The organism is Salana multivorans, from assembly GCF_003751805.1.
Classification (GTDB): domain Bacteria; phylum Actinomycetota; class Actinomycetes; order Actinomycetales; family Beutenbergiaceae; genus Salana; species Salana multivorans.
On sequence record NZ_RKHQ01000002.1, the window covers coordinates 963,771 to 982,058 of the forward strand.

Below are 18,288 nucleotides of genomic sequence, written 5' to 3' on the forward strand. Positions count from 1 at the left end.
CGCCGGCGTTGCGCGCTCCGGGCTCACGCCTCGGCGGGCTCGTCGGCGGGCGCGTCCGAGCGGATGTCGATCTTCCAGCCGGTCAGGCGCGCCGCGAGGCGGGCGTTCTGCCCCTCCTTGCCGATCGCGAGCGAGAGCTGGTAGTCGGGCACGACGACGCGTGCGGCACGCGCCTCCGGGTCCACCACCGTGACGCTGCTCACCCGGGCGGGCGAGAGCGCGGCGCCGACGAAGCGGGCCGGGTCGTCGTGGTAGTCGACGATGTCGATCTTCTCGCCGCGCAGCTCGGCCATGACGGCGCGCACGCGCTGGCCCATCGGGCCGATGCAGGCGCCCTTGGCCCCGACGCCCGGCGTCCGCGAGGCGACGGCCACCTTCGTCCGGTGGCCCTCCTCGCGCGCGATCGCCACGATCTCGACGCTGCCGTCGGCGACCTCGGGCACCTCGTGCTCGAACAGCCGGCGGACGAAGTTCGGGTGGGTCCGCGAGAGCGTGATCTGCGCGCCGCGGGGACCCCGGCCCACCTCCGTCACGTAGGCCTTGACGCGCTCGCCGTGGCTGAAGCTCTCGCCCGGGACCTGCTCGTGCGGCGGCAGGACCGCCTCGACGCCGCCGAGGTCGACGAGCACGTTGCCGCCCTTGCCGCCCTGCTGCACGACGCCCGAGACGAGCTGGAACTTGCTGGAGCTGAACGCCCCGAGCACCTGCTCGTCCTCGGCCTCGCGCAGCCGCTGGACGATGACGCTGCGGACCGTCGCGGCTGCGACCCGCCCGAAGCCCTCGGGCGCCTCCTGGGTGTAGGTGTGCGCGACGGCGTCCTCCCCCTCGCCCGTGTGCTCGGTCACGACGATGCTCACGTGGCCCGTGCGCCGGTCGATCTCGACGCGGGCGTCGCGCTGCGCCTCGGGCGTCGACTCGTAGGCCTTGAGCAGGGCCTGCTCGATGGCGCCGACGAGGGTCTCGAGCGGGATCTCGCGCTCGCTCTCGACGAGTCGCAGGGCGGTCATGTCGATGTCCATGGGGTACTCCTCTCCGCCGACCGGGATCGGCACGTCTCTCGGGACCCGGGCTCCTGGGGCCCGGGTCGGCGGCGCTCAGCGCAGCTCGACCTCGACCACGGCACGGTCGATGGCGTCGAACGGGATGCGGCGGGTGTCGGTGTCGGCGCCGTCCGACCGGACGGTCACGGCCTCCTCGTCGGCCCCGACGACCCGGGCGACCAGCCGCTCGGGGGCGCCACCGGCGGGCGCGTCCGGCGTCGCGTCGGCGGTCAGCACGAACGCGACGAGCCGGCCCTCGGCACGCCGGAAGTGGCGCGGGGTGGTGAGCTCGCGCGCGGCGCCGGGGGTGCCGATCTCGAGCGTGTAGGCGCCGTCGACGACGTCGATGACGTCCATGAGCTTCGAGATCTCGCGCGACACGTCTCCGAGGCGGTCGAGGTCGAGCGACCCCGGTCCGTCGGCCAGGTCGAGGGTGATCTCGACGGCGGTCTCCCGACCGCGCCGACGCAGGCGCACGTCCTCGAGTGCGAGCCCGTGCTCGGCCACCAGGGCCGCGACCGCGGATCGGATCTGGGTCTCGGGTGAGGCGGGGGGCATCGGATCTCCAGTTGTGCGAGCTGTGGGGCGGCGCCGCACCGTGCGTGACCGACGGGCGGCGACCTCCGGTGGGGCCGACCGATTCTACCGCCCGGTTGACCCGCGACGCCCGGCGCCCGGGGACTGCGCCCAGGATCGGTCGGCGCCCCGCCCGGGTCGACGTCGGGCCTCCTCGCGGCCGCGTGACGTCTCGCCGCGGCCGAGTGACCCGCGGCGGAGACCGAGGGACCGGTCCCGCTCGCGCCGCGCGCCGGCCGGCTGCCCGGTCCGGGCGAGGCACCTCGGCTACGCTCGCCATCGTGCCCCCCACTCGCCGTCGCGCCGCGCTGGTCGCCGCACTCGTGCTCGCCGCGGGCTGGACGACGACGTCGTGCGGGATCCATCTCGCCGAGGCGCCGCCGGCGGTCCCGACACCGGACGCGGCCGAGATCGCCCGGTCGGGCGCCGTCGAGGCGGCCGAGCGGATCGGGGCGGTGGCGCGGGCGGCGTCCTCCTCGGTGACCGATCCGGGCCTGTCGAGCGTCCTGGACCAGATCGCCGCCGGGTCCGCCACCCAGGCCGAGACCCTCGGCGGCACCTGGACACCGCCGCCCCGCCCCACCCCGTCGAGCACGGACCCGTCGGACCCGGCCTCGTCGTCCTCCGCGCCGACGGCGGCGACGCTCGAGGACGTGCTCGTCGCGCTCAGCGAGGGCGCCACCACCGCGCGGGACGGCTCCACGACGTCGGACCCGACGCTCGGCCGGCTCCTGCTCTCGGTCGCGCTGTGGCGCGACCTGGCCGCGTTCGAGCTGACCAGGGCGGCCGACGCCGCCGGCGAGGGCGAGGCGGTCCAGGCCGTGACGCTCTCCCGCGGCGGGATCGACGACGCGGCGCTCCAGGTCTCGACGCTCGGCTCGAGCCCGGAGCTCGTCCGCGGCCTCGACGGGACGGCCTTCACCTACGAGGCCCTCGCGGCCCGCACCTCTGACGAGACGTCGCGCGCGACGTGGGTCGCGCGGGCCGCGGCGCTGCGGCGGGCCGGGGACACCGTCGCCGTGGCGAGCGGCGTCGCCGGCACCTCGAACGACCCGCGGCAGGGGTTCTACGACGTGGCGTCGGTCCTGGCGCTGGACGAGACGGCCGCCGTCGCCACGCTCGAGGCCTCGCTCGCGGAGCTCTGGGTCAACGCCGACGCACCGGGCGCCCTGCGTCCGACGGTCGCCGACGCGGCCCTCGAGAGCTACCTCCTGGCCCTCCAGACCGGCGCGACGCTCGCACCGCTCGACTCCTCGGCGGTCGTGCTCCCGGGGCTGGTCACGCCGTCCTGAGCCGACCGTCCCGAACCGCGCGCAGCCGGGCCGACGGAGGCGGCGGACCCGACGGTCCAGGTCCGGACGGTCTCAGCGCGTGCGCCGCTGCCCGGTGATCGGGTCGATCTGCCAGCCCACCGACTCCTCGAACAGCCCGCCCGGCATCTCCGAGCCGGGCAGCGCCGGCGCATCGCGCACCGGGTCGGCGACCGCGTCCCGCACGACGTCCCGCGGCACCGCGGCCGCGCCGCCGCCCTGCAACCGCGCCCAGACCTGCGGCGGGATGGTGGCGATCACCTGGAGACACGACCCGAGCGCCTCCTCGAGCTGCTGCGGCGTGTGCTGTCCGTCCGCGACGGTGACGAGGCTGTCGCCGACGAACCGCCACGACCGGTGCAGGCGGGCGAGCAGCAGCCGCTTCATCGGCAGCGTCAGGATCTCGGCCGTGAACTCCGGCGAGTTGGTCCGGATGCGCACGGCGTCGTCGAACACCGTGTCGCCGACGAGGTGGTCGGTGCCGAAGATCCCCTGGAAGAACCGGTCCAGCGCGCCCTGGCGCGAGATCTCCAGCTCGGGCACGACGACGCCGAGGTGCACGACGACGACCGAGACCGGGACCGCCCGGTGTCCGTTCTGGCCGTCGCTGACGTAGCGGGTGTGGTCGAACGCGACGAAGGCGCGCCCGTCGGCCGTGCCCTCCACGACGTTGGTCGCGTTCGGCGTGCCCTCGAGGCCGACGCGGTGCGCGAGGCCGGAGCGGTACGCCTCGTAGCGCCAGCCGCGACCGCGGGCGTAGGCCCCGAGCGACGCCGTGCGCTCGCGGCCCCGGCGCTGCGCCGTCGTGATCGCGAGGACGACGGCGACGATGGCCCCCGCGACGACGAGGACGAGGAAGAGGACGACGACGAGCCCGAAGATCCCGATCATGCCGGCCTCAGCGGGAGGTCCGCTTGCCGGTGATGGGGTCGATGCTCCAGCCGACCGACTCCTCCAGCAGGCTCGAGCGGCTGTCGGTCGACGGCGGTGCCGGGACCACGCCCGGCGTCGGCGCCTGCGGGCCGAGCGGTTGCGGCGGCACGGCGTCGGTCACCGGCGCGACGGGCGCATCGGCGACGGGGGCGTCGACGACGGGTGCCGCCGGCGCGTCCAGCCCCGCGGCCCCGGCCTGCAGCCTTGCCCAGACGCCTGGTGGGATCGACGCGACCATCTGGAGGCACGTGGCCAGCACGCTCTCGAGCTGCTCCGGGGTGTGCTTGCCGTCGGCGACCGTGAGGAGGTTGTCCCCCGAGAAGCGCCACGACCGGTCCAGGCGGGACAGCAGCAGCGTCTTCATCGGCTGCGTCAGCACCTCGGCCGTGAACCCGGGCGAGTTCGTGCGGATGCGCACCGCGTCGTCGAACACCTTGTCCCCGACGAGGTGGTCCGTCCCGAACAGGTCGGTGAAGAACCGGCTGAACGCCCCCTGCCGCGTGATCTCGAGCTGCGGGACGGCCACGCCGAGGTTGACGGCGACCACGGAGACCGGGACGGAGCGCTGGCCGTTGTCGCCGTCGCTCTCGTACCGGACGTGGTCGAACGCGACGAACGGGTGGCCGTCGAGGACACCCTCGATGACGTTGTCGCCGTAGCTCGGCCGGGCCAGCCCGACGCGGCGCGCCAGCTCCGGTCGCCGCTGCTCGTAGCTCCAGCCGCGCGCGGCGGCGTACGCCGCCATCGACTCCTGGCGCTTGACGTTACTGCGGTGCGCGCCGACCGCGACCAGCACGATGACCGCAACGATCAGGACGATGAAGACCGGGAACACGCCGGACACGATGGCCTCCTAGGGGTGGTCAGGCGAACCGTGCAGTCTGCCACACGTCAGCGCAGCGACGCCACCGTCTCGACGACGACGTCGGCCGCGTCCGCCACGGGCACCTGCTCCGTCACGCCGCTCGCGCGTCGTCGCACCTCGACCGTGCCCTCGGCCAGCCCGCGGCCGACGACGACCGTGACGGGGAGGCCGATGAGCTCGGCGTCGGCGAACTTCACGCCCGGGGAGACCTTGCGGCGGTCGTCGTAGAGGACGTCGAGGCCGGCGGCGTCGAGGGCGACGGCGAGGGCGTCCGCGGCGGCGAACACCTCCTCGTCGCGGCCCGTGGCGACGATGTGCACCTGGGCCGGCGCGACGGCGACGGGCCAGGCGAGGCCCTTGTCGTCGTGGTACGCCTCCGCGATCGCGGCGACGGCCCGCGAGACGCCGATGCCGTAGGAGCCCATGTGCACGACGCGCGACTTGCCGTTCTGGTCGAGCACGGTGAGCCCGAGCGCCTCGGAGTACTTGGTCCCGAGGTCGAACACGTGGCCCATCTCGATGCCGCGCGCGAGCTCGAGCGCGCCGGAGCCGTCGGGCGCCGGGTCGCCGGCGCGCACCTCGGCGGCCTCGATCGTGCCGTCGGCGGTGAAGTCCCGCCCGGCCACGAGGTCGAACACGTGCCGCCCCTCCTCGTTCGCCCCCGTGACCCAGCGGGTCCCGGCGACGACGCGCGGGTCGAGCAGGTAGCGGACCGCCCCGGAGCGCACGCGCCCCCGTGCCGCACCGTCCGCACCCGCGTGGGCGTCGTCGTCGACCTCGCGCTCCCCGCCCGCGTTCGGGCCGAGGACGGCGGGGCCGATGTAGCCCTTGACCAGCTCCGGGTGGGCGGCGAAGTCGGCGTCGCCGGCCTGCTCCACCTCGGCCGGGGCGAAGGCGGCCTCGAGCCGCTTCGGGTCGACCTCGCGGTCACCGGGCACGCCGATGACGACGACCTCGCGCTCGCCGTCGGGGTGGGCGACCGCGACCACGACGTTCTTCAGCGTGTCGGCCGCCGTCCACGGCCGGTCGGCCCGCGGGTGGAGCGCGTTCGCCGCGTCGACGAGCGTGGCGATCGTCGTGGAGTCGGGTGTGTCCTCGACGTGGGCGGCCGGGAGGTCGTCGTACGCGCGCGCGTCGGGGACCGGGGTCGTCACGGCCTCGACGTTCGCCGCGTACCCGCCGGCCGAGCGCACGTAGGTGTCCTCACCGACCGGCGACGGGACGAGGAACTCCTCCGAGCGGGAGCCGCCCATCGCGCCGGAGGTCGCGGCGACGATGACGTAGGGCAGGCCGAGCCGGTCGAAGATCCGCTCGTACGCGTCGCGCTGGGCGGCGTAGGAGGCGGCGTGGCTCTCGGCGTCGACGTCGAAGCTGTAGGCGTCCTTCATGACGAACTCGCGGCCGCGCAGCAGCCCGGCGCGGGGGCGCGCCTCGTCGCGGTACTTCGTCTGGATCTGGTACAGCGTGAGGGCCAGGTCCTTGTAGCTGGAGTACAGGTCCTTGACGACGAGCGTGAACATCTCCTCGTGCGTCGGCGCGAGGAGGTAGTCGTTCTCGCGGCGGTCCTTGAGCCGGAACAGGTTGGGGCCGTACTCGGTCCACCGGTTCGTCGCCTCGTACGGCTCGCGGGGCAGCAGCGCCGGGAAGTGGATCTCCTGGGCTCCGGCGGCCGCCATCTCCTCGCGCACGATGCGCTCGACGTTGCCGAGCACGCGCAGCCCGAGCGGCAGCCACGTGTAGATCCCGGGCGCGGCGCGGCGGATGTACCCCGCGCGGACGAGGAGCTTGTGGGAGTCGACCTCGGCGTCGGCCGGGTCGTCGCGCAGTGTGCGCAGGAACAGGGTGGAGGACCGCATCAGCACGTCCGCCAGCCTACTGGGCCTCCCGCGGGGCGCCGCCGTCACACGACGATCGTCGTGTACTCCCCGACCTCGGTGAACCCGACGCGGCGGTAGGTGCGGCGGGCGCGGGAGTTGTAGTCGTTGACGTAGAGCGAGACGGTCTCGGCACCGAGCGCGAACGCGTGCTCGACGACGGCGGCGGTGCCCGCCGCGCCGATCCCCTCCCCGCGTCGGCTCGGGTCGACCCAGACGCCCTGGAGCTGGGCGACGCCGAGCGCGAACGCCCCGATCTCCGCCTTGAACACGATCCGGGGGACGCCGCCCTCGTGCTCGACGAGGACGAACGACCGCCCGCTCTCCACGAGCTGCCGCACGCGCCGCTGGTACCCGGCGCCGGAGCCGAGCGGGGAGTAGCCGTACTCCTCGGTGAACATCGCGACGGAGGCGGGCAGGAGGATGTCGAGCTCGTCCTCCCGGGCCGGACGCACCAGCGGGTGCGGCGCGGTCGCCGGCGGACCGGTGAGGGTGAGCGAGGGCTGGCGTCGCACCTGGCGCGGCTCCGGCATCGCCTGCGCGAGGTGGCTCCAGACGACGTGGACCGCCGCCGAGTCACCGACGACGGAGGAGAAGCGGCGCGTGCGCTGGATCACCTGCCCGGCGAGGGCGGCGAGCCCCCGACCGGACGGGCTGACCGGGACGAGGTTGGAGCCGAGCCACAGGAGCGAGACCAGCTCCTCGCCCTCGAACGCGCCCCACGCCCCGACGCCGAGCACGGGGCTGACGCCGCCCTCCTCGATCCGCGCGGCCGCGAGCACGGCGGCGACGGGGTCGCGCGCGCACAGGTCGAGCGCGCTCGCCTCCTCCCCCGGCGTGAGGGCGCGCACGGACACGGCTAGCCGCCCGTCAGCGTGATGGGGGCCACGAGGTCCGCCACCGTGAGCACGACGAACATGACGAGGAACGCCCCGATCACCACGTACGTGAGCGGGAGGGCGCGCGCGGTGTCCACGGGCCCCGGGTCGGGCCGCCCCCGCCAGCGCGCGACGCGGCGGCGGACCGCCTCCCACAGGGCCCCGGCGACGTGGCCGCCGTCGAGCGGCAGCAGCGGGATGAGGTTGAACGCGAAGAGCGCGAGGTTGAGCGAGCCGAGCAGCTGCAGGAGCAGCAGCACCGAGCCGGTCACGCCGAAGACGTTGTCGGTGCCCGTCGCCTCGCCGGCGATCCGTCCGACGCCGACGATGCCGATGACGCCGGCGTCCCGCTCGCCGCCCGTGACGAGCGCGACGACGAGGTCGAAGAGCTGCACGGGGAGCGTCACGATGAGACCGAAGGTCTGCGCGACCGTGTCGCCGAAGATCCCGAGGAACTCCCCCGGCGAGACCGGCGCCAGCTCCCGCACCGGCGTGATGCCGACGACCGGGACCGGGTCGGTCCCCTCGGCCGCGGGGACGAGCGTCGGCGAGATCGGCAGGTCCAGCCGCGTCCCGGCGCGCTCCACGGTGACGACGGCGGGCGCGGCCTCCCCCGTGACGATGCGCTCCTGCAGGTCCGGCCAGTCGGCGATCGGCGTCCCGTCCCATGCGACGACGACGTCGCCCGGCTCGATGCCGGCGGCGGCGGCGGGCGACGGGTCGTCGGCATCGGTGCACGCGGCGCCGCCCGCGGCGACGCAGGGCGAGACGGCGGCGATCGTCGTCGTGGTCGACGGCAGGCCGATGCCGCAGAAGGCGATGGCGAGCAGGACGAAGCCGAGGACGAGGTTGGCGAACGGCCCACCCAGCATGACGACGATCCGCCGCCGGACCGGCAGCGCCGAGAACGTGCGGGACTCCTGGCCGGCGGCGATCTCCGACGCGGAGAACTCGCGCGCCTCCGCCGCGATCTCGCGGGACCAGCGACGCAGCCCGCGCCGGTCGCCGACCACCCGGCGCGACGCCGTCGCGGCCGGGAGCTGGGCGTCGGTCGGGTACATGCCGACCATCCGGATGTACCCGCCGAGCGGGATCGCCTTGACGCCGTACTCGGTGCCGCCGCGCACCCGCGACCACAGGGTCGGCCCGAAGCCGACCATGTACTGCTGGACGAGGACGCCGAACCGTTTCGCCGGCAGGAGGTGACCGAGCTCGTGCCAGGCGATGGACACGAGCAGGCCGAGGAGGAAGACCCCGACGCCGACCCAGAACACGGTGGCGGTGCTACTCGACGGCGAGGAGCACGTCGACCACGCGGTCGAGGTACGCGTCGACGGGACCCTCGGCGTAGGCGCGCGAGCGCGGCGCCGAGGCGAAGGAGGCCGTGCGCACCTCGGCGGCGGTGATCGGGGTGCCGTCGTCGAAGTAGGCGACCAGCCGGTCGAGCAGGGCGTCGACCTGCTCGGGGTCGTAGCCGCGTCCCCGCTCCGGCGGCGCGAAGCGCTGGCCGTCGGGCCGCTTGAGCCGGTCGTAGAGGGACGTCGCGCGGTCGACGACGGCGTCCATCCACGCGTGCTGCCCACGGTCGGCGATGAAGTCGGTGCGCTCGGCCGCGACGAACGCGGCCTCCAGCCGGTCCAGCGCGGCATCGACGCTGGCCGCGTGGTAGCCGCGACGGACCAGGTCGAAGGCCGCGGAGCGGACGTCCGACGCGCCGAAGTCGGCGGCGTCCTGGCCGCCGGGCGTCACGCCGTTCTCGTAGACGGCACGCGCGTGCGCGAAGAACTCCTCGACCTGCTTGGGGTCGTATCCCCGCTGGGTCGGTGCCACCCGAGGAAAGAGCTGGCTCACCGGCTCGCCTCCTTCGTCGTCTCGTCGATCGTCTCGCTTGTTGCTCGGGATACTGCTGCAGACGCGCTGTCGTCGGAGCCCCGTCCGCGACGCGGACGGGCCCCCGGCTGGTCCTCGGCCCCCGCCGCGAGCTGGCCGCACGCGCCGTCGATGTCGCTGCCGCGTGTGTCACGGATGGTGGTCGGGATTCCCGCTGCACGCAACCGTGCCACGAACTCGGCCTCGACGGCGGGATCGCTCGCCGTCCACTTCGAACCCGGTGTCGGGTTGAGCGGGATCGGGTTGACGTGGACCCAGCCGCGGCCGCGCTTGACGAGCTCGTCGGCCAGGAGGCTGGCCCGCCAGGCGTGGTCGTTGATGTCCCGGATGAGGGCGTACTCGATCGAGACGCGCCGGCCCGTGACGTCGAAGTAGCGCCGCGCCGCGTCGAGCGCCTCGCCGACCTTCCAGCGCGAGTTGATCGGGATGAGCTCGTCCCGCAGCTCGTCGTCGGGCGCGTGCAGCGAGAGCGCGAGCGTCACCGGGATGCCCTCGGCCGCGAGCTTGTCGATCGCCGGCACGAGACCGACGGTGGAGACGGTGACGTTGCGCGCCGAGAGCCCGAGACCCGACGGAGCGGGCTCCACCATGCGGCGGACGGCGTTCACGACGGCGCGGTAGTTGGCGAGCGGCTCGCCCATGCCCATGAAGACGACGTTGGACAGCCGGGTCGGGCCGCCCGGAAGGTCGCCGTCCCTGCTGGCCCTCGCCGCGAGGCGGACCTGCTCGATGATCTCGGCCGTCGAGAGGTTGCGGGTGAGGCCGAGCTGGCCCGTGGCGCAGAACGGGCAGGCCATGCCGCAGCCGGCCTGGCTCGAGACGCACAGCGTCGTCCGGTCGCGGTAGCGCATGAGCACCGACTCGACCTTCGCGCCGTCGTGCATCGACCAGAGTGTCTTGACGGTGTCGCCGCCGTCCGCCTCGAGCGTGCGGACGGGCGTGATGAGCTCGGGCAGCAGCGAGGAGACGAGGTCGTCACGTCCCGTCGCGGGCAGGTCGGACATGGCGTCCGCGTCGCGCGTGAGGTGCGTGAAGTAGTGGCGCGAGAGCTGGTCGGCCCGGAACGCGGGGATCCCGAGCTCCTTGGCCGCGTCCTTGCGCTCGGCGACCGTGAGGTCGGCGAGGTGGCGCGGCGGCTTGCCGCGCCGCGGCGCGGCCATCTGCAGGCGCGGTCTGGCCCCGGGGGCCGGCGCGGTCGTGGTCGACGCGGACGACGGCGCGGCCGTCGCGGTCGACGGCGCGGCGGGGGCCGGCAGATCGGTGGTCATGGAGTCCTCACAGTGGTCATTGTCCCCTCGTCGGGGCGGCGCCGCACCGGATCAGGCGGGCACCAGGTAGGCGAGCAGCACGGTCACGACGGGCGCGACGACGAGCAGGGCGTCGATGCGGTCCAGCATCCCGCCGTGGCCGGGCAGGAACGAGCCCATGTCCTTGATCCCGAGATCGCGCTTGATGAGCGACTCGGCGAGGTCCCCGACCACCGCGGCGAGCACCGCGACCACGCCGAGGAGGAGGCCGGCCCACCACGCCAGGTCGAAGAACCAGATCCCGAGCCCGACCCCGACGGCGACCGCGAGCGCGATCGAGCCGCCGAAGCCCTCCCAGGACTTCTTCGGGCTCACGGTCGGCGCGATCGGGTGGCGTCCCCAGAGCACGCCGGCGGCGTAACCACCCGTGTCGCAGGCCACCGCCAGGGCGGTGATGTAGAGGACGCGGAGCGCGCCGTCGCCGGCCGCGAGGGCGATCCCGAGGAACGAGCCGAGGAACGGGACGTAGGCGGCGACGAAGACGGAGGCGCTGGCGTTGCGCAGCGCGAGCGCCCCGGGGGTGTCGATGACGCACCAGACCACGAGTGCCCCGGCCGTGACGACGAGCGCGACGACGAGCGCCTCGGGACCGACGAGGTAGGACGACACCACCATCCCGGCCGTTCCGACGACCAGCGGGAGCAGCGGGATCGCCACGCGGACCTTCGCGAGGGCCGTGCGCAGCTCCATGACCGCCATCACCATGACGGTGATGGCGAGGACGCCGAACAGCTCCTTGCGGATGAACAGGCTCGCCAGGAACAGCGCCCCGAGGCCGAGGCCGACCCCGATGGCGACGGGAAGGTTGCGCCCGGCGCGCGAGGACGGGGCCGCGACGACCGGCATGGTCGTGATCGGGTCGAGGGGCGCGGCCAGCGTCGGGATCGCGGCGGGGGGGGGCTCGTCCGCGGCGGACGCGGGCTCGACAGTGGGTTCGGCGACGATCGTGGGCTCGGTGCCGGAGGCGGGCTCGGCACCGTAGGCGGGCTCGGCCGCGGCGGCGATGGGATCGCCGGAGCTGGACGCCGATCCGGCCGTGGCGGAGGCACCGGCGTTGGTCGGGGCCGGTCGAGTCGGTGCCGAGGCCGGCTCGGCCGGCACCGTCCCGGTCGGCGTGGCGGAGGTCGGTGTGGCGGAGGTCGGCGTGGCGGAGGCCTGCGTCGCCGAGGCCGGCGCGGTCGCGACAGGTGCTGCGGTCACGCTCACGGTCGATACGGGTCCCGCCGGAGCGCCGGCAGCGACATGGGTCCGGTCGTCGGCGCCCTCCGCCGGGCGCCGGGACCGGTCCGCAGCCCCGGGCTCGGCGGCTGTCGGCTCGACGACGACCGGAATGGCTCCCGTCTCTGCCCGCAGGGCGCGCAGCTCGCGCCGGCTGAGGATGACGGTGGCCGTGTCCGAGAGCCGGTCGGGGCCCTGCGGCGCGGCGGGCTCGACCGTGGCGTCCGGGGCGGGAGTCCCGGGCGCGGTCGACGTCCGGACGGACGTCGATGCCGAGCCCGGACGCGTGCCCTCGTCGCCGGCCGTCTCCTCGACGGCGGGCTGGTCGACGGCGGGCTCCGGCCCCCGAGCGGTCGCCGACGTCGCGGCCGCCCGGCGCAGGGCGCGTCGGGAGACCGGGGGCGAGTGCTCGGGTTCGGTGGCGGGAGCGTCCGGGGTGGTCACGCGGTGTCAGACCTCGAGGAGCTCGCGCTCCTTGTGCGCGACCAGGGAGTCGATCGTCTCGACGTGGCCCTTCGTGATGCCCTCGAGCTCCTTCTCGGCGCGGGCGACCTCGTCCTCGCCGACCTCGCCGTCCTTGACGAGTCGCTCGAGCTCGTCCTTGGCCTTGCGACGCACGGCGCGGACGGAGACGCGGGCCTCCTCGCCCTTGTGCTTGGCGAGCTTCACGTAGTCGCGGCGGCGCTCCTCGGTGAGGACGGGCATGGAGACGCGGATGACGTTGCCGTCGTCGGTCGGGTTGACGCCGAGGTCGGAGTCGCGCACGGCCTTGACGATGTCGTTCGTCGCGGCGCGGTCGTACGGCTGGATGAGCACGGTGCGCGCCTCGGGGATGGTGACGCCGGCGAGCTGCTGGAGCGGCGTCGGGGCGCCGTAGTAGTCCACGAGGATGCGGTGGAAGAGGCTCGCGTTGGCACGGCCCGTGCGGATCGCGGCGAACTCCTCCCGGGCAAACTCGACGGCCTTGTCCATCTTGTCCTCGGCCTCGAGGAGAATGTCGTCGATCACTGCTGCTCCTAACGTGGCGCCCGGTCGGGCACCGCTGCTGTCGTGGTGGTCGGCCCGGTGAGGCCGTCGGGCTGGACTCAGGCCGTGACCACGGTCCCGATCTTCTCACCCCGGAGGGCGCGCGTGACGTTGCCCCGCTCGTTCATGCCGAAGACGCGCATCGGCAGGGCGTTGTCCCGGCACAGGCTGAAGGCGGTCGCGTCGAGCACGCGCAGGTCGCGCTGCAGCGCCTCGTCGAAGGTCAGGTGGTCGAGCTTCGTCGCCGTCGGGTCGACCTTCGGGTCGGCCGTGTAGACGCCGTCGACGCCGTTCTTGCCGACGAGCACCTCGTCGCAGTGGGTCTCGAGGGCCCGCTGGATCGAGACGGTGTCGGTGGAGAAGTAGGGCATGCCCGCCCCGGCGCCGAAGATGACGGCGCGGCCCTTCTCGAGGTGGCGGATCGCGCGGAGCGGGATGTACGGCTCGGCGACCTGTCCCATGGTGATGGCCGTCTGGACGCGCGTGCTCACCCCGGCCTTCTCGAGGAAGTCCTGCAGGGCGAGGCAGTTCATGACGGTCCCGAGCATGCCCATGTAGTCGGCGCGGGCGCGGTCCATGCCCCGCTGGGAGAGCTCGGCGCCGCGGAAGAAGTTGCCGCCGCCCACGACGATGGCGACCTGGACGCCGTCCGTGACGGCCTCGGCGATCTCACCGGCGATCCTCGAGACGACGTCCGGGTCGAGACCGATCTGGCCACCACCGAACACCTCCCCGGAGAGCTTGAGCAGAACGCGGCGGGGGCGGGCGGTGGGCTCGGACATCGCGGTTCCTACGCTTCCTTCGGCTGGCAGGCGGTGGATCGACTGCGCTGGCGGCTGGGACGAACGGGTGGTGATGTGCGACGGCGGCCCCGACCACGTGCGTGGTCGGGGCCGCCGTTCGGTGTCAGGCGCCGACGCGGAAGCGGACGAAGCCGGTCACGTTGCCACCGGACTCGGTGACGACCTGGCCGACCGTCTTCTTCGGGTCGCGGGCGTAGGCCTGCTCGACGAGGACCTGGTCCTTGAAGAACCCGTTGAGGCGGCCGTCGACGATCTTGGCGAGCGCGGCCTCCGGCTTGCCCTCGTTGCGGGCGATCTCCTCGGCGATGCGACGCTCGTCGGCGACCGTCTGCTCCGGCACGTCCTCACGGGTGAGGTACAGCGGGGAGTAGGCGGCGATGTGCTTCGCGATGTCGTCGGCGATCTCCTGGGCGGCGACGTCCGACGCGACGAGCACGCCGATCTGGGCCGGGAGGTCCTTGGCCGTCTTGTGCAGGTAGACCGAGATGCGCTCGCCCGGGACGCGGGTGACGCGACGCACGACGATCTTCTCGCCGAGCGTGGCCGCAGCCTCGTCCACCAGGTCCGCGACGGTGCCACCGTCGACGGCTGCGGACAGCAGCGCGTCGGCGTCGGCGGCCTGCGAGGCGACGGCGGCACCGAGCACCTTGTCCGCGAGGGCGAGGAACTTCTCGTTCTTCGCGACGAAGTCGGTCTCGGCGTTCAGCTCGACGAGGACGCCGACCTGGCCGTCGGCGTCGGGGGCGTCGACGACGGCGGCGGTCACGAGACCCTCCGACGCGGCGCGACCCTCGCGCTTGGCGACGCCCTTGAGGCCCTTGACGCGGATGATCTCCAGAGCCTTCTCGGAGTCGCCCTCGGCCTCGTCGAGCGCCTTCTTGACGTCGAGCATGCCGGCACCCGTGCGCTCACGGAGCGCCTTGATGTCAGCGGCGGTGTAGTTCGCCATGACTGTTCTCTCTTCCGATCGTGTAGTCGAGTGGTGAGCTGGCGCCGGTCAGGCGTCGCGGCCCTCGGCCGCGGCCTCGACCTCGTCCGCCGCGACCTGGGCCGCGTCCGCCACGACCTCGGCGACGACGGCGGCAGCCTCGTCGGCCTCGGAGCCCGTGACCTCGGCCACGGCCTCGGCGACCTCGGCCTCGACGAGGACCTCGTCGGCGGCGAGCTGCGCGTCAGCGGCAGCCTCACCGGCGGCGACCTCGCCCGCGAGGAGCTCGGTCTCCCACTCGGCGAGCGGCTCGGCCTCCTCGCCGGTCTGGGAGCCGGAGTGACGGGCGATGGTGCCGTCGGCGACGGCGTCCGCGACCACGCGGGTGAGCAGCGCGACGGCGCGGATGGCGTCGTCGTTCCCGGGGATCGGGAAGTCGACCTCGTCCGGGTCGCAGTTCGTGTCGAGGATGGCCACGACCGGGATGTTGAGCTTGCGGGCCTCGGCGATCGCGAGGTGCTCCTTCTTCGTGTCGACGACCCACACGGCCGAGGGCACCTTGGCCATGGTGCGGATACCGCCGAGCGTGCGCTCGAGCTTCTCCTTCTCGCGGCGCATCATGAGGAGCTCCTTCTTCGTGCGGCCGGAGGCGGCCACGTCGTCGAAGTCGACGTCCTCGAGCTCCGCGAGGCGCGCGAGGCGCTTGGAGACCGTCTGGAAGTTGGTGAGCATGCCGCCCAGCCAGCGCTGGTTGACGTAGGGCATCCCGACGCGCGTGGCCTGCTCGGCCACCGTCTCCTGGGCCTGCTTCTTCGTGCCGACGAAGAGGATCGTCCCGCCGTGCGCGACGGTCTCCTTGACGAAGGAGTACGCGCGGTCGATGTCCGCGAGCGACTTCTGCAGGTCGATGATGTAGATGCCGTTGCGCTCGGTGAAGATGAAGCGCTTCATCTTCGGGTTCCAACGGCGGGTCTGGTGCCCGAAGTGAACGCCGCTCTCGAGGAGCTGACGCATGGTGACGACGGCCATGGCACGTCCTTTCGGCGTGGGCGAGCCCACGCATCGTGCGGCGCGCGTCGGCGGGTCCTGCCCACGACGCTGCCGCGTGTCGGTTGCTGACCGTTCCCCTCTCGGGGCGGTCCCTGGTGCTCACGACGCAGCACTGCCACTCGGATCGATGTCCGAGATGGACCGAAGAACTGCGCCCCGGGCGGCTCGGTCCGCCCGCGCGAGGACCATGACGGGACTCGTGCTGGCGGCTGCCGACCGGTGGGTGGGCACGCGATGTCACTCGGCACGGACCGAGTGCGCCTTCCATCCTACTGCCTCAACGGATAGAGGCGGATCACGGGCCGCGGACTCACGAGCAGGACGGGGTCGACGTAGTCGTCACGACCGCGGCGCGCACCCCAGTGCAGGTCGGCGCCCGTGCCGTGGCCCGCCTCCAGCGTGCCGATCACCTCTCCTCCAGCGACCCGCTGCCCCGCCGCGACGCCGGGCAGGACGGGCTCGTAGGTCGTGCGCAGCCCGTCGTCGTGGTCGATCGACACCACGGGCCTGCCCGCGACGCTGCCGGCGAAGGCGACGACGCCGTCGCCCGCCGCGCGCACCTCGTCCCCCTCGCTGCCGGCGAGGTCGGCGCCGCGATGCCCCGCCAGCCAGGGAAGGGCCGGATCGTCGAAGGGGCGCGTGACGTCGCCGTCGCCGATCGGCCAGTCGTAGACGACGTCGGCGTGACGGCGCGCCGGGCGAGCCGAGGCATCGGGGGCGACGACGAAGGAGAGCGCGACGAGCGCCGCAAGGATCGCCGCGAGGGCGAGGTGCAGGGTCCGGTGGTTCGGCCCGGTCGGCCGATTCCGTCTGATCGACTGGTTCATCGCTCGAGCGTGCCGGTTCTCCGCGGCCCGCGCGGGGGGCTGGCGGGACACGGTGGACGCACGCACATCTCGCGACGCTGTGGACAGCGAGCGCCCCGGGTCAGGGGCTCGAACCGGGGCGGGCGGCGACCGTGAGCCGACGGGGTCTCGCGCGCACCACCACCCCGTCCGGCGTGCGGGTGGCCGCTCGGCACCGTTCGCCTCCGCACTCACGCGCGGGTTGGCGTGAGCGGACCGGCTCGACCGGCGATGCGTTCGGCGCCGGTGGCGGACGCGGTCCGGCGCAAGCGAGCGCCCCCTCGGCATCGTGCAGAGCACCGGCTCCAGACGCGGGATGGGCGCGAGCCTTCGGTCGCTCGGCGGCGCCCTCCGCACGCCCCAGCGCGCCGGACCGGCGCAAGCCGACCGTGCCGCCGGGCGCCGGTCTCAGGCGCGTGGGTGCGCCTGGCGGAACGTCGCGAGCAGCCGCTCCGGTGAGACGTGCGTGTACCGCTCGGTGGTCGCCAGCGAGGCGTGCCCGAGCATCTCCTGGATGGTGCGCAGATCGCTGCCACCCTCGAGCAGGTGCGTGGCGGCGGAGTGGCGCAGCCCGTGGGGGGCGATGTCCGGGACGCCGGCGATCGTCGCGGCCCGGTGGACGATCGTGCGGACCGTCCGCGGGTCGATCCGACCGCCCCGGACGCCGACGAACAGCGCGTGGCCGGCGCGTGGGCCGGCGAGGTCGGCGCGACGGGTCAGCCACCGACGCAGCGCCTCGGCCGCCGGCGTCCCGAACGGCACGACGCGCTCCTTGTTGCCCTTCCCGAGCACGCGGACGAGGCCGGCGGGCAGGTCGAGCGCGTCGACGTCGAGGGCGCACGCCTCCGACACCCGGATCGCCGCCCCGTAGAGCAGCTCGAGGATGGCAGCGTCCCGCGCCTGGACCGCCGCCAGCTCCGCGGAGTCGCCCGCCCCACGGCGTGCCGCGGCACCCGGACCACCGGAACGGCGCGCCGGATCGGCCTCGACGGCAACGCCGGAGTCGGCTCCCGTCGAGTCGTCGTCCGGACGGTCCGGACCGACCCAGCCGTCGGGGTCGGTGGAGCCGTCGGGGTCAACGGAAGGACGGTGCGCCGTCGCCACGTCACGGGCGGCATCGACGGCCAGGGCCGCCTGGCGTGCGCTGAGGACGGTCGGCAGGGTCCGGTCCGCGCGGGGCGCCTTGAGCCGGAGGGCGGGGTCGATCGCCAGATGCCCCTGCGCCGTCGCCCAGGCCGTGAACGTCCGGACGGCGGAGGCGCGCCGCGCCATGGTCGAGCGGGCGAGACCGCGCGTCGTCTGACCGGCCAGCCACCGCCGCAGAACGGCGAGGTCGAGCCGCTCCAGGTCGGCGCGCGCGGCCGTGCCCGGCGTCTCGGCGAGCAGGTCGGCGACGTCCCCCAGGTAGGCGCGCACGGTGTGCTCCGAGCGCCCCCGCTGCAGGGTGAGGTAGCTCGCGAACTCCTCTAGCAGCGCCGCGTCGCCGGGCCGTGTCCCGTCGGGCACACCGACCGACGCGCGACGGGAGGACGCCGAGCGGGCGCGCTGCGCCGCCTGCTCGACGTCCCGCGCTCCGCTCACTCCCCCACGCTCGCCTCCGAACCGCCCCGACGCAACCACCGACACCCGCCCACGTCGCCCACGTCGCCCCCGTCGCCCCGGCCGTGAACCCCGCGGAACCGAATCCACACCGCCCACCCCCTTCGTCCGGGATTGACGCAAACCGAGCACTCTCCTTAAGATGG

The 18,288-nt window shown here is 74.1% G+C and carries 17 protein-coding genes; 1 reads left to right on the forward strand and 16 read right to left on the reverse strand.

Annotated features, from left to right (window positions below):
• Nucleotides 1-23: 23 nt before the first annotated feature.
• Both nusA and EDD28_RS16495 read right to left on the reverse strand, forming a co-directional pair.
• Nucleotides 24-1,019, reverse strand: a complete 996-nt coding sequence (nusA, locus tag EDD28_RS16490) for a transcription termination factor NusA (protein ID WP_123740790.1) — start codon at nt 1,017-1,019, stop codon at nt 24-26.
• A gap of 75 nt (nt 1,020-1,094) precedes the next feature.
• Nucleotides 1,095-1,598 carry a ribosome maturation factor RimP gene (locus EDD28_RS16495; RefSeq protein WP_123740791.1) on the reverse strand — a complete coding sequence of 168 codons (504 nt, stop codon included), beginning with the start codon at nt 1,596-1,598 and terminating at the stop codon, nt 1,095-1,097.
• 299 nt (nt 1,599-1,897) lie between these two features.
• Between EDD28_RS16495 and EDD28_RS16500 the strand changes: the two genes are divergently transcribed.
• Complete coding sequence (locus EDD28_RS16500; protein ID WP_148059652.1) at nt 1,898-2,908, forward strand: hypothetical protein; 1,011 nt, start codon at nt 1,898-1,900, stop codon at nt 2,906-2,908.
• Nucleotides 2,909-2,980: 72 nt separating this feature from the next.
• Here EDD28_RS16500 and EDD28_RS16505 read toward each other — a convergent pair whose 3' ends face one another.
• The 14 genes from EDD28_RS16505 to EDD28_RS18125 form a co-directional block, all read right to left on the reverse strand.
• On the reverse strand, nt 2,981-3,817 hold the full coding sequence (locus EDD28_RS16505) for a hypothetical protein (RefSeq protein WP_123740793.1): 837 nt from the start codon (nt 3,815-3,817) through the stop codon (nt 2,981-2,983).
• Between the two features lie 7 nt (nt 3,818-3,824).
• The gene (locus EDD28_RS16510) at nt 3,825-4,703 is read right to left on the reverse strand and encodes a hypothetical protein (protein ID WP_123740794.1); all 879 of its coding nucleotides are present in this window, start codon (nt 4,701-4,703) and stop codon (nt 3,825-3,827) included.
• A gap of 47 nt (nt 4,704-4,750) precedes the next feature.
• Nucleotides 4,751-6,586, reverse strand: coding sequence for a proline--tRNA ligase (locus EDD28_RS16515; RefSeq protein ID WP_123740795.1), 1,836 nt, complete (start codon nt 6,584-6,586; stop codon nt 4,751-4,753).
• Between the two features lie 38 nt (nt 6,587-6,624).
• On the reverse strand, nt 6,625-7,449 hold the full coding sequence (locus EDD28_RS16520) for a GNAT family N-acetyltransferase (RefSeq protein WP_245968136.1): 825 nt from the start codon (nt 7,447-7,449) through the stop codon (nt 6,625-6,627).
• Between the two features lie 8 nt (nt 7,450-7,457).
• Nucleotides 7,458-8,750: a M50 family metallopeptidase gene (locus EDD28_RS16525; protein WP_123740797.1), complete on the reverse strand. Its 1,293-nt coding sequence runs from the start codon at nt 8,748-8,750 to the stop codon at nt 7,458-7,460.
• A 10-nt stretch (nt 8,751-8,760) separates the two neighbouring features.
• Nucleotides 8,761-9,327 (reverse strand): DivIVA domain-containing protein, encoded by a 567-nt coding sequence (locus EDD28_RS16530; protein WP_123740798.1) that lies wholly within the window; start codon nt 9,325-9,327, stop codon nt 8,761-8,763.
• Nucleotides 9,324-10,634 (reverse strand): dual-specificity RNA methyltransferase RlmN, encoded by a 1,311-nt coding sequence (gene rlmN, locus EDD28_RS16535; RefSeq protein WP_123740799.1) that lies wholly within the window; start codon nt 10,632-10,634, stop codon nt 9,324-9,326. Before rlmN ends, EDD28_RS16530 begins: the two co-directional genes overlap by 4 nt.
• Before the next feature lie 51 nt (nt 10,635-10,685).
• On the reverse strand, nt 10,686-12,335 hold the full coding sequence (locus EDD28_RS18155) for a phosphatidate cytidylyltransferase (RefSeq protein WP_342769950.1): 1,650 nt from the start codon (nt 12,333-12,335) through the stop codon (nt 10,686-10,688).
• 6 nt (nt 12,336-12,341) lie between these two features.
• Entirely contained in the window at nt 12,342-12,899 is a 558-nt protein-coding gene (frr, locus tag EDD28_RS16545; RefSeq protein WP_123740800.1) for a ribosome recycling factor, read from the reverse strand.
• A 77-nt stretch (nt 12,900-12,976) separates the two neighbouring features.
• Nucleotides 12,977-13,699: a UMP kinase gene (pyrH, locus tag EDD28_RS16550; RefSeq protein ID WP_123740801.1), complete on the reverse strand. Its 723-nt coding sequence runs from the start codon at nt 13,697-13,699 to the stop codon at nt 12,977-12,979.
• Nucleotides 13,700-13,823: 124 nt separating this feature from the next.
• Nucleotides 13,824-14,669: a translation elongation factor Ts gene (gene tsf, locus EDD28_RS16555; protein ID WP_123740802.1), complete on the reverse strand. Its 846-nt coding sequence runs from the start codon at nt 14,667-14,669 to the stop codon at nt 13,824-13,826.
• 48 nt (nt 14,670-14,717) lie between these two features.
• Nucleotides 14,718-15,677 carry a 30S ribosomal protein S2 gene (gene rpsB, locus EDD28_RS16560; RefSeq protein ID WP_123740803.1) on the reverse strand — a complete coding sequence of 320 codons (960 nt, stop codon included), beginning with the start codon at nt 15,675-15,677 and terminating at the stop codon, nt 14,718-14,720.
• A 290-nt stretch (nt 15,678-15,967) separates the two neighbouring features.
• Nucleotides 15,968-16,525, reverse strand: coding sequence for a M23 family metallopeptidase (locus tag EDD28_RS16565; RefSeq protein WP_123740804.1), 558 nt, complete (start codon nt 16,523-16,525; stop codon nt 15,968-15,970).
• A gap of 426 nt (nt 16,526-16,951) precedes the next feature.
• On the reverse strand, nt 16,952-18,124 hold the full coding sequence (locus EDD28_RS18125; protein WP_281272587.1) for a tyrosine recombinase XerC: 1,173 nt from the start codon (nt 18,122-18,124) through the stop codon (nt 16,952-16,954).
• Between the last annotated feature and the right edge of the window lie 164 nt (nt 18,125-18,288).

What these genes read in the sequence shown, in the direction of transcription:
- rpsB (WP_123740803.1), bottom strand. Translation starts at nt 15,677, where the DNA reads ATGGCCGTCGTCACCATGCGTCAGCTCCTCGAGAGCGGCGTTCACTTC.
- EDD28_RS16565 (WP_123740804.1), bottom strand. Translation starts at nt 16,525, where the DNA reads ATGAACCAGTCGATCAGACGGAATCGGCCGACCGGGCCGAACCACCGG.
- EDD28_RS16505 (WP_123740793.1), bottom strand. Translation starts at nt 3,817, where the DNA reads ATGATCGGGATCTTCGGGCTCGTCGTCGTCCTCTTCCTCGTCCTCGTC.
- nusA (WP_123740790.1), bottom strand. Translation starts at nt 1,019, where the DNA reads ATGGACATCGACATGACCGCCCTGCGACTCGTCGAGAGCGAGCGCGAG.
- rlmN (WP_123740799.1), bottom strand. Translation starts at nt 10,634, where the DNA reads ATGACCACCGATCTGCCGGCCCCCGCCGCGCCGTCGACCGCGACGGCC.
- tsf (WP_123740802.1), bottom strand. Translation starts at nt 14,669, where the DNA reads ATGGCGAACTACACCGCCGCTGACATCAAGGCGCTCCGTGAGCGCACG.
- EDD28_RS16495 (WP_123740791.1), bottom strand. Translation starts at nt 1,598, where the DNA reads ATGCCCCCCGCCTCACCCGAGACCCAGATCCGATCCGCGGTCGCGGCC.
- pyrH (WP_123740801.1), bottom strand. Translation starts at nt 13,699, where the DNA reads ATGTCCGAGCCCACCGCCCGCCCCCGCCGCGTTCTGCTCAAGCTCTCC.